Source organism: Aquiflexum sp. (assembly GCF_041751335.1).
GTDB lineage: Bacteria > Bacteroidota > Bacteroidia > Cytophagales > Cyclobacteriaceae > Aquiflexum.
In genome coordinates this window covers 1-11,052 of sequence record NZ_JBGSXS010000193.1, presented here as the reverse complement: position 1 = coordinate 11,052, position 11,052 = coordinate 1, and the positions used below count along the sequence as shown (strand labels likewise).

Annotated in this window: 10 protein-coding genes; 3 read left to right on the top strand and 7 right to left on the bottom strand. The window is 40.4% G+C overall.

Annotation, left to right across the window (positions count from 1 at the left end; genetic code table 11):
• Positions 1 to 142 precede the first annotated feature (142 nt).
• The 5 genes from ACEW8U_RS10755 to dapF all read right to left on the bottom strand — a co-directional run bounded on the left by ACEW8U_RS10755 (position 143) and on the right by dapF (position 7,329).
• Positions 143 to 919, bottom strand: a complete 777-nt coding sequence (locus ACEW8U_RS10755; RefSeq protein ID WP_373522041.1) for a S1/P1 nuclease — start codon at positions 917 to 919, stop codon at positions 143 to 145.
• A gap of 211 nt (positions 920 to 1,130) precedes the next feature.
• The gene (locus ACEW8U_RS10750; RefSeq protein ID WP_373522040.1) at positions 1,131 to 2,318 is read right to left on the bottom strand and encodes a M20 family metallopeptidase; all 1,188 of its coding nucleotides are present in this window, start codon (positions 2,316 to 2,318) and stop codon (positions 1,131 to 1,133) included.
• Positions 2,284 to 2,847 carry a hypothetical protein gene (locus tag ACEW8U_RS10745; RefSeq protein WP_373522039.1) on the bottom strand — a complete coding sequence of 188 codons (564 nt, stop codon included), beginning with the start codon at positions 2,845 to 2,847 and terminating at the stop codon, positions 2,284 to 2,286. Before ACEW8U_RS10745 ends, ACEW8U_RS10750 begins: the two co-directional genes overlap by 35 nt.
• Before the next feature lie 10 nt (positions 2,848 to 2,857).
• Positions 2,858 to 6,238 carry a preprotein translocase subunit SecA gene (gene secA, locus ACEW8U_RS10740; RefSeq protein WP_373522038.1) on the bottom strand — a complete coding sequence of 1,127 codons (3,381 nt, stop codon included), beginning with the start codon at positions 6,236 to 6,238 and terminating at the stop codon, positions 2,858 to 2,860.
• Positions 6,239 to 6,555: 317 nt separating this feature from the next.
• A complete protein-coding gene (gene dapF, locus ACEW8U_RS10735) occupies positions 6,556 to 7,329 on the bottom strand; it encodes a diaminopimelate epimerase (RefSeq protein ID WP_373522037.1) in 774 nt (257 codons plus the stop codon).
• A gap of 193 nt (positions 7,330 to 7,522) precedes the next feature.
• On the opposite strand from dapF, the gene ACEW8U_RS10730 reads away from it, so the two are divergent.
• From ACEW8U_RS10730 to ACEW8U_RS10720, 3 genes are all read left to right on the top strand, one after another.
• Entirely contained in the window at positions 7,523 to 8,293 is a 771-nt protein-coding gene (locus ACEW8U_RS10730) for a superoxide dismutase (protein ID WP_373522036.1), read from the top strand.
• A 226-nt stretch (positions 8,294 to 8,519) separates the two neighbouring features.
• Positions 8,520 to 9,287 (top strand): hypothetical protein, encoded by a 768-nt coding sequence (locus tag ACEW8U_RS10725; RefSeq protein WP_373522035.1) that lies wholly within the window; start codon positions 8,520 to 8,522, stop codon positions 9,285 to 9,287.
• Between the two features lie 295 nt (positions 9,288 to 9,582).
• A complete protein-coding gene (locus ACEW8U_RS10720; RefSeq protein WP_373522034.1) occupies positions 9,583 to 10,050 on the top strand; it encodes a hypothetical protein in 468 nt (155 codons plus the stop codon).
• A gap of 96 nt (positions 10,051 to 10,146) precedes the next feature.
• Here the strand turns inward: ACEW8U_RS10720 and ACEW8U_RS10715 are convergent, their stop codons facing one another.
• Positions 10,147 to 10,347, bottom strand: a complete 201-nt coding sequence (locus ACEW8U_RS10715) for a hypothetical protein (protein ID WP_373522033.1) — start codon at positions 10,345 to 10,347, stop codon at positions 10,147 to 10,149.
• Positions 10,348 to 10,443: 96 nt separating this feature from the next.
• Positions 10,444 to 11,052 (bottom strand): GMC family oxidoreductase (locus tag ACEW8U_RS10710; RefSeq protein WP_373522032.1); only part of this gene is annotated, 609 nt, incomplete at its 5' end.

Genomic DNA, 11,052 nt, shown 5'->3' with positions numbered 1-11,052 from the left:
TCCCAGCTTAGCCTAACTTTACAAAGGCTGTATGGGAAATTAAGATATCAATATACCTAAATTATTTCCTAAAATCAGAATGCCGGAATCTGATTATTCCGGCATATTGGTAATTGATGTTACTATTAAACAGGCAAAACTGTTAACCATAAATTTCTTCCAGAACCTGCGCCAGACGTATTCCTCCGGCAGTCAGCCTTTCTTCTACATGGTGATAATGTTTGTAGATATATTCATACCCTATTCTTCCATTTTCAGGTATGTCATACATGGCAGGCCTAATGGCAGCTGCTTCTCTTAGCCAATCCGCAGGGGTTTTTGAAGTGTATTGGTATATCAATTCCGGATTGATACGCTTTTGTAATTCAGTGGCGATCTCAGTATAACTCATTTTCTTGCCTTCGATCAGATCAGAGTCCCAAATCGCATGGATATTGGTCTCTTTGTTGAAAAAACTCACCTTGACATCATTTCCTCCACGATCTCCGGGTTTACCAACATGAAAAGGTTGATGAAGATCACCGACAATATGGATCAACAACCTCAATTGGTCTCTTTCCTCTTCGGGGCTTAAGCCTCCTTTTTTTAGGGTCTCTTTAATTTTCAAAAATGAAGCGTAGGCATCCCCTGCCTCCTCCTGAATGCTTGGGTCATATTCTCCATCTGCGGTTGTTACCCAATGCCACGTATAGGTATAATCGTAATTTTTATCAGACCGGATATTGTCCATCCAAACACCGACTCCTGAAATTGATTCATGTTGTAATATGGCCTCTACCTTTTGGACTGTCTGTGGTTTCATCTGCCATTCGGCCAGTTTTCCGATTACATAATGACCAATTGGTCCCCAGGCAAAAGAATTGGTATTTATCCCTATGATCAGCATTAGGAATAGGGCTAAATGTTTTGTTGGTTTCATAACTAAAATGATATAAGTGGAAATATTGTGGAAATAAAATTGAAATATGTTAGATATAAGATAGAAATTGAGACGAAATATGATAGAAATAAATTGAAATATCGAAATCAGATTATTTACTTCTTATGCTCAAATCCAAGAAAGGAGCTTACTATTTCCAGCTTATTTCGCGAAGCGTATTTTTACAATATTTCTACTTTATTTCAATACCTTAAAATTTCAACTCATTAACAGCAATAAAAGCCATTAAGCCCGCTCCAATCTCCAATGCATCCTCATCAATATTGAATGTGGGGGTGTGAACTCCCGAGACAATACCCTTGGACTCATTGCGTGTTCCTAAGCGATAAAAGCAGCCGTCAATTTCTTGTGTATAATAGGAAAAATCTTCTGCGGCCATCCAAATATCCAAATCCTCCACATTTTCTTCACCAAGGTATTCTATGGCAGCAAGCTGGGCCCTTGAAGTTAATGCTTCCGCATTTTTAAGAAAGGGATAACCTTTTCTGACCTCGAAATCAAGCTCTCCTCCCATTCCTTCTACTATTCCTCTGGCAATGCTGACCATATTCTTGTGGGCTTTGGCTCTCCATTCTTCATTAAGTGTCCTGAAAGTGCCCTGAATCTTCACTTCATTGGGTATAATATTGGTGGCCCCCAACGCTTCCACTCTTCCGAAAGAGAGTACCGAAGGAGTCTTGGGAGAGGCGTTTCTACTGACTACTTGCTGCAACGCCACTATCATATGCGAAGCAATCAATACGGGATCAACCAAAGTCTCAGGCATCGCTCCATGTCCCCCTTTACCTTTGATGGTAATATATAATTCATCCGCACTAGCCATATACATCCCTTTTCGGAATCCAACTTTACCAACGGGTATCAAAGGCATCACGTGCTGACCGATAATTCCTGAAGGTCGTGGGTTTTCCAAGGCTTTATCCTTGATCATCAAAGAGGCACCACCTGGTATCAATTCCTCTCCAGGCTGAAAAATAAGCTTAACCGTACCCTCAAAATCATTCCTTATTCCCTGCAAAATTTTGGCTACTCCAAGAAGGGATGCTGTATGGACATCATGCCCACAGGCATGCATGACCCCAAGATTGGTAGACTTGTATGGAACATCATTTTGTTCAATGATTGGAAGAGCATCCATATCTCCCCTTAGCGCTATTGTTTTTTGGGATGGATTTATCCCCTCTATCAATGCAACTATTCCAGTTTCGGCCTTTCTTTCCAGTTTGGTAACGCCAAAACTTTTTAGTTGCTCCTCAACAAAGGCGACTGTTTTGAATTCTTGAAATGAAAGTTCTGGATTGGCATGAAGGTGCCTTCGGTTTGAAATAATTTCGGCTTTATAGTCACTTGCCAGGGACTTGATTTTGTCTTTCACCATTATCTATTGGTTCTGGATTGACAAATCCCCCTCTTTGAAACCTATCCTGAATGATTCGGGCAGAGGGAAATTTATCTTTTAATTTATGGTAATGGGCCTGAGCCTCTATTCTATTGACATATTTTCCAACTTTAACCAAATACCTAGGCTGTTGATATTGCATGTCTGTTTTGATATCCGGAAAGGTCATGAAAAGGTCATTTCTTGTTTTGAAGGCCATATCCCTATCGACACCACTATAAACCAAAACTGTAAAACCACTCCAATATCTTTCCCCTCTGTTGCTTTCAGTAAAATTCCTCAATGCTATTTTCAGGTCTTCATCAACTGCCATTGATTCAGTGCTTGTTACCCTAGGTTCTGAATTTTCAGCAACCTGTTTTTCCAAAGAAGGAAATGTGATCCTCATTTCGCTTAAATCTTCCTGATATCCCTCATAGGCATCCGCAGCGGAACCGCTTTTTTTTATAATAGCGCAGGAATTTGAAAAAATTAACAGAACAAATAGGCCAATCATTGATTTTTTCATGATGTTATTGTTAATGTTCAATTACCACGCATTTTCCATCTGTCACATCCCGCACAACACTTTTGTATTTGACATCCTTTATCGTTTTACCATCAGCATATTGGACTGAAACCTTATCATTTCTACCATAGACTTTTTCTGATTTTCTAGGGGCAACTACCTGTGGCGCTTCTGTCCTGTTCGCAAATGCAGCAGCTGCTTGTCTTCTGGCTCCGGGATTGAGCGTGCTGCCAGCCTCTTCTTTGGAGGCTTTGACATTGGTATCATCTCTTCTCTGGGACTGGGCGGCTTTCACTTGACTTGGATCTTGGGTAGGAAGTTCTGCTTTGGATATGAAAGAAATGGTATCTTCATTCAATCTTCCTACGAACCTTTTGAACATTTGAAAAGCCTCAAATTTGTAAATTAATAGTGGATCTTTCTGCTCATAGACCGCATTCTGTACAGATTGCTTCAGGTCATCCATGTCACGAAGATGCTCCTTCCAGTTTTGGTCAATGATTGCCAAAGTTACATTTTTCTCAATGGCACGGATCAGATCGCTTCCCTCATTTTTGACTGCAGATTCAAGATTGATGACTACACCTATCTGTTTGACCCCATCGGTGATAGGCACCATGATTTCCTTTACAGTAGCACCTCTTTGGGTATGAACGTCTTTGAGGATTGGCAAAGCTTTCTGTAATATCTTTTCATTTTTGGATACATAGTTTTTGTAGGCTGTATCGAACAACTCTCTGGTCAGCACATTGGAATCTTTTGATTTTAGGTCATCAATTGTGAAAGGATGGTCAATACCCAAGGAACTGAAAATGTTCATTCTGAGATTTTCCACATCCTCGGTTGACTTGCCCATCTCAACGATATCTTCTGATACATCATACATCACATTCAGGATATCCAATTCCAGACGCTCACCCATCAAAGCATTTTTTCGTCTTTTGTAGACTACTTCTCTTTGGGAGTTCATAACGTCATCATATTCCAAGAGACGTTTTCTTACTCCAAAGTTGTTTTCTTCTACTTTTCTTTGAGCTCTTTCAATGGATTTGGTGATCATAGAATGTTGAATTACTTCACCTTCTTCCAGACCCATTCTGTCCATCAATTTCGCTATCCGGTCTGAACCGAACATCCTCATCAGGTTATCCTCCAAGGAAACAAAAAATTGAGATGAACCCACATCTCCCTGACGACCGGACCTACCTCTCAACTGTCTATCTACTCGTCGGGATTCATGTCTTTCTGTACCGACAATCGCCAATCCTCCCGCAGCACGGGATTCAGGGGTCAATTTGATATCTGTACCACGTCCTGCCATGTTTGTAGCAATGGTCACAGTTCCCGGCTTACCGGCTTCTGCTACTACATCCGCTTCCCTTGCATGTTGCTTTGCATTCAAAACCTGATGTTGGATTTTTCTGATGGTAAGCATCCTGCTCAATACTTCGGAGATCTCCACTGAGGTCGTACCCACCAAAACTGGTCTTCCGGCAGTAGTCAATTCCACAATTTCATCAGCAACTGCATTGAACTTCTCCCTTACGGTTTTATATACTTTATCTTCTCTGTCATCCCTCACAATTGGCTTGTTGGTCGGAATAACCACCACATCCAATTTGTAAATTGTCCAAAATTCCCCTGCTTCAGTCTCAGCTGTACCTGTCATACCTGAAAGTTTGTGGTACATCCTGAAATAATTCTGCAGCGTGATAGTGGCGTAGGTCTGGGTTGCATCCTCCACTTTCACATTTTCCTTTGCCTCAATGGCCTGATGCAAGCCATCAGAATACCTTCTTCCCTCCATCACACGACCTGTCTGTTCATCGACGATTTTTACTTTTCCATCCACAAGAATGTACTCTGTATCTTTCTCAAACATACAGTAGGCTTTCAATAACTGATTGACGGTATGGATTCTTTGGGCCTTGATGCCATAATCTTTGATAATCTCTTCTTTTCTGACCAGTTTTTCCCTCTCCTCCAAATCCGGATTTTTCTCCATTTCGGCAATTTCCACGCCAATGTCAGGTAGGATAAAGAAAGTTGGGTTCTCGTTTTTCGTGGTGATGACCTCAATTCCGTTGTCGGTCAATTCTATCCCATTGGTTTTTTCCTCAATGGTAAAAAGTAAAGGCTCATCCGCCTCAGGCATCATCCTTTTATTGTCCTGTAGGTAATGGTTTTCCGTTTTTTGAAGTATAACCCTGATTCCAGGTTCAGAAAGGTATTTGATCAAAGGCTTGTATTTTGGCATTCCCCTGAATGCCCTGAACAAAGCCAAACCACCTTCTTTTTCTTTCCCTTCCCCAATCAGTTTTTTCGCTGAAGACAAAAACCCTTGAACCAATTTACGCTGCTCATCCACCAAAGTAGATACCCTAGGTTTCATGTCCATGAATTCATGTTCATCCCCTCGGGGAATAGGACCCGAAATGATCAATGGTGTCCTTGCATCATCAATCAAAACGGAGTCAACTTCATCTATCATGGCAAAGTGATGTTTACCCTGCACGAGGTCATTGGCATTACGGGCCATGTTGTCCCTTAGGTAATCAAAACCAAATTCATTGTTGGTACCATAGACAATATCGGCAGCATAGGCTTTTCTTCTTTGATCTGAATTTGGCGGATATTTGTCAATACAATCTACACTTAGACCATGAAATTCGAATAATGGAGCATTCCATTCGGAATCCCTTTTTGCCAAGTAATCATTGACAGTCACCAAGTGGACTCCTCTGCCTGCTAGTGCATTGAGGTAAGCCGGTAAGGTAGAAACCAAAGTTTTACCTTCACCTGTGGCCATTTCAGCTATTTTACCTTTGTGCAGTACCATTCCTCCAATGAGCTGTACATCATAATGGACCATGTCCCATACTACTTCGGTACCTGCTGCCATCCATTTGTTATGCCAAATGGCTTCATCACCTGAAATTTCTATATGGGGTTTTTTGACTGAAAGTTCCTTGTCATGTAAAGATGCTTTGACAACAAGTTTACCGTTCTCCTTGAATCTCCTAGCTGTTTCTTTGACTATTGCAAAAGCCTCTATCAAGACCTTATCCAAGGTAACTTCCAATGCTTCATCCCTTGACTTTTCTATATTGTCAATTTCATTGAAAAGCGCATCTTTCTCGTGTACTTTATCAGCAGCAAGGCTATCGATCTTTTCTCTCAATAGAGCTATTTTATCATCAAATGTTTTGAGGTCAGCATTGATGATGGCTTTTATTTCTTCGGTTTTTGCCCGCAATTGATCATCACTTAAGTCCCTTAAATTATTAAAGGCGTCATTGATTAGGGGAACCCTTGGGGCCAATTCTTTTATATCTCTATCTGACTTCGTTCCAAAAACTTTTGCCAGTCCTTTGGCTAATAATTCTAACATAATTGATTCTATATAATATGGGGCCTTAAAATTACGGCCTTTTTGTTAATGTTTTTCATGAGACGTAAGATTTGAATCTCAAGACATGAGACGTTAGACATGAGATTTGGTTCCATATAGCTATTAGGATGAGTGAAAAACCTTAAGGTTAAGAGTGATTTGACAAAAGGCCCTTTGTTTTAATTTTTGTTTCTTCTAACTCAACCACTATTGGGACGAAAAAACCTTGATTCTTGATTCTGTGTCCTAACATGCATCAGGAAAAGCCTTTAATCTTGCTTTTTTTGTCTCACGTCTTATGTCTCACGTCTTATGTCTTAAATCTCAATTCTTCCTTCAAACACTTGTTCGGCGGGACCTATAAGTTTAATGTGTTGAAAACTCCCATCTGGATTTTCAGCAAATCTAACCCTTAAATTACCTCCTAATGTTTTTATTACAACCTCATTGAGTCCATTTTGGTGCCCATGCACCAAAGCACATGCTGTAACGCCTGTACCACAGGAAAGTGTTTCGTTCTCAACTCCCCTTTCATATGTCCTTACTTGAATTTCCTTATTTGTCAAAGGCGTGACAAAATTCACGTTGGTACCTTTTGGCGCATATTTATTACTAAAGCGGATTTTGGCCCCTTCTTCAAAAACAGGATATTCCATCACATTTTCTACAAACCGCACATAATGGGGAGAACCTGTATCCACAAAGAAATCCTCACCTGCATTGGCCAAACTTAAAACCGGACTCATGCCCAATTCCACTTCATCTCCCACAACATTTGCTTCATGTGCCCCATCTATAGCATAGAAGGTCGTATTAACTCCAATAATTCCCAAAAATCTGGAAAAAGCCACAGCGCACCTCGCTCCGTTACCACACATACTTTGGGAGCCATCTGCATTGAAATAAATCATTTCAAAATCAAAATCTTCCTTGCTTCGGATCAAAATAAGTCCATCTGAACCTATCCCGAATTTTCTATCACAGAGTTTTTTGACCAGAAAAAGGTCTTTTTCCGGAAATAACTTTGATCTGTCATCTATCATGACAAAGTCATTCCCAGTGCCCTGATATTTATAAAAGGAAATTTCCATGTCTGTTTTAAACCATTTTGGGATAAAGCCTCTTTTTCAAAAACCAAACCAAGTAATAATGGTTCTACAAACATAACCAACTTGTCACAAATTCAGACTTATTGTCTGATATATGGTTTCAAAATCAAGTCGAAATGTTTAACTTGGAAGTTCTTGAGAATGAAAAACCATTTCTAAAGGAAAAAAACAATCTATGAAAAAGACAAACTTTAATGTTTCCAGAAGGACTTTTCTAAGCCACAGTTCCAAAGCGACCTTTGCTATGGGCATAGGAAGTAGTATGATCGGCTCTGCATTTCTGACCGCCTGTGGTGGTGGAGAAAGTGGAGAGGAAGCGGTTTCTTCACTGAGCACAGGTTTTGAACAAACTCCCTTGAGTTATGACCATATGGCATTGGAACCACACATCGATGCCATGACCATGGAAATCCATTACACCAAACACGCCGCAGGTTATGCAAAGAATCTTGGAGAAGCTTCCTCCGAAGAAAAAGTGGATGTTAGCAAACCTTTGGAAGAGGTGTTGATGAATATATCCAAATATTCCACAAAAATGCGGAATAACGGAGGCGGGCATTACAACCACGAACTTTTTTGGAAAATCATGACCCCAGCAGGACAAGGAATGCCAAGTGGCAATTTGGCAGAAGCCATCACAGGAGCTTTTGGAAGTTTTGAAGGATTCCGGAAGGAATTCGAAACTGCCGCTACAACCAGATTTGGGTCAGGTTGGGCTTGGTTGGTATTGGATAATAATAATTTATTGAAGGTAGGTTCAACTCCCAATCAGGACAATCCACTGATGGATATTTCCGAATTTCAAGGAATACCATTGATGGGGATTGATGTATGGGAACACGCCTATTACCTCAATTACCAGAATCGAAGACCTGATTATGTGTCTGCTTTTTGGAGTGTAGTCAATTGGGACGAGGTCGGTAAAAGATATGATACTTTGGTTTGAAGTGACCAATAAGTATTGACTTGTAATTATATAAAATTCGGAGCTTTTAGGTTCCGTTATTTTTTTGAAAAAATCGAAATTTAGATTTATCTAAAAATCGCAAATCAGAATTGTTGGTAATTTTTATTTGAATTTAGGATCATAACCTTTGATTTTTGTCAATTTTCACTTGATCCGTTGGCACTTTCATTGCGTAGATGCATGCATAAACCAACTTAAACAAATTATGAAAAAAAGAACATTGATTTACGGAAAATGGGCGTTTGTTTCGGCAATTGGATTTTTGATGCTGGCTTGCAATGAAAACAAAGATGAAGTTTTAGAGGAGCCTCAGAGCCAAGCAAGCCTGAGTGCCACGGCACATAACGGAAGTTCAAACCCTACTGGACGTGTCATAGTCAATGGCTTTTCTACAGCCGAATTTAAAGTCGCAACAAAAGATGTAGAAATGCGCTATGCAGCCAAGGCAGATATCCTGGCAGGTATCAGCTTGGGAAATATCACCCTCAAAACCAATGTCAACACTTCCTTGCAAAGTTCAACAGCCAAAGAGCAATCTCTTACTTTGATCAGTGATGGATCCGTACGTTCGAGTACAATGGGTTCGGGCAGCACTCCGGATGGAAAGTATCAGGAGGTCAACTTCAGACTTTTTAAAAATACCAGTGCACCCCAGTCTGACCCTATGTTCAACAAATCCTTATGGCTAAAAGGAGAGGCAAATGGAAAAGCCTGCAATATCTGGATGGAAACAGAAAAAATGATCGTTGCAAAAGCTGAGTCCAGTCAGGGCGTAGATGTGGACGGGCAGTCCGAAATGGTATTGGTTTTTGATTTGACAAAACTGTTTGCCAACGTCAATTTTGCTACAGCCGTAGATTCCAACTTGGACGGCAAAATCGATATTGGTCCCGGAAGCGCTGATGCCAATGCTGCTATCTTCACCCAAATCGAGAGCAATCTCGAATCAGCAGTTGTGTTTAAGAAAAAATAATTGATTAAATGGTTATCCGCTTCTTTGCCAGTAACCCAATATTCTTCTACAAACGGGACGGAAGTCGGAAGACCGAAGTACCGGACATTTAAGTTTTCTGGCGAGCATTAAATTGAATTACCATTTTACTAGCATTATCGCGTACATACGTGAAAAATAAAATTGATCCTCAAAAAAGATTTAAAATGGCCGGAAATTCCGGCCATTTTTATTTTATCTTGGCAAATAGTTTCAAATCTCTCACGATGACTTCATTCAATGTGACGGTATTCTTTGAATTATAATAACATTTACCATGCAAGATCCCAAAAGCCTAACTTCTGTCGCAGCTTTCCACCAAACTTTCAAACATCCAATCCTTCCCGAACCTCAAATCCCGGATGCCAAGCGATGCCAATTGCGGGTTTCCCTGATATCGGAGGAACTGAAAGAACTGGAAGAAGGGATACAAAACGGAGATATTGTGGAAATTGCAGATGCTCTTTGTGACATCCAATATGTCTTGTCAGGGGCAATTTTGGAGTTTGGCTTGGCAGACAAGTTCAAAGAGCTTTTTGATGAGGTCCAAAGATCCAATATGAGCAAAGCCTGCAAAACGGTGGAAGAAGCACAACAGACTGTTGAACATTATGAAAATCAAGGTGTGGATTGTTTCTATGAAAAAGAAGGTGAAACGTTTCTGGTTTTTAGAAAAGGAGACCGAAAGACGCTTAAATCAGTCAATTACTCGCCAGCGAATTTGAAGGGGATTTTGGGGAAGTAGGGTAGCGTTTTAAAAAAAATTAAAGTCCATATACAATAGCACCATGATCTATTTTGACATTTTAGGTTGTCATTCTTCATTCAGGATTTTTTGAGCTTACTCCCAGTCCAAAAGCCTTTCAGGGTTTTCCCGAACTTTTTCGAATCTGTCAATCACTAATTTTTGATGCTCATTTGGGAATCCAAACAAAACATCTTTCTTGCATTCAAGCATACTTTGAATGGCATTGATAAGGTCAATATCATTCACCTGTTTGACTTTTTCAATAATTATGGCTTTTTGGTCTTCTATACTCATCACTCAAATAATTTAATTTAGCCAATTTACATCAAATCCATCCGAGATGCACAATAACCCCAGCCAAAATTTCCTTTGAGTGGGGTTAAGAAAGTATTATTTCAAACCCTTCATCGCATGGTGCGCCGCCCTCGCAGCAAAAGCCATATAAGTCAAAGATGGGTTTTGGGTTGCGGTGGAGGTCATGGATGCCCCGTCTGTCACGTACACATTTGGCACCGAATGCAGTTGATGGTTCGCATTTAGTAGGGAGGTTTTTGGGTCTTTGCCCATTCGGACACCACCCATTTCATGGATATCCAACCCAGGGGCACGCTTGTCATCACGGAGTCTTATATTGGTGAATCCGGCTTTTTCAAACATCTCGCTCATCTGTTCCTGATAATCTTTGATTATTTTCTCGTCATTGTCATCATAATCCACATTGACTTTCAATAGCGGAATCCCCCAATCATCTTTTTGGTTGGGATCCAAGGCAACAAAATTGCTTTCTTTGGGTATGGTCTCTCCCATCATCTGTGAACCCACATGCCAAGGACCAAATTTATCAGGATTCAATAAGTTTTCCTTTAATTCCATTCCAATTCCGCTTTGGTCGGAATAGGTGCCCCGGTTGGCACTGAAGCCAGCAGCATAACCTCTCAGGAAATCAGTTTCCTGCTTATGTAGATTACGGAATCGTGGAAAATATCCTGAAGTAGGTCT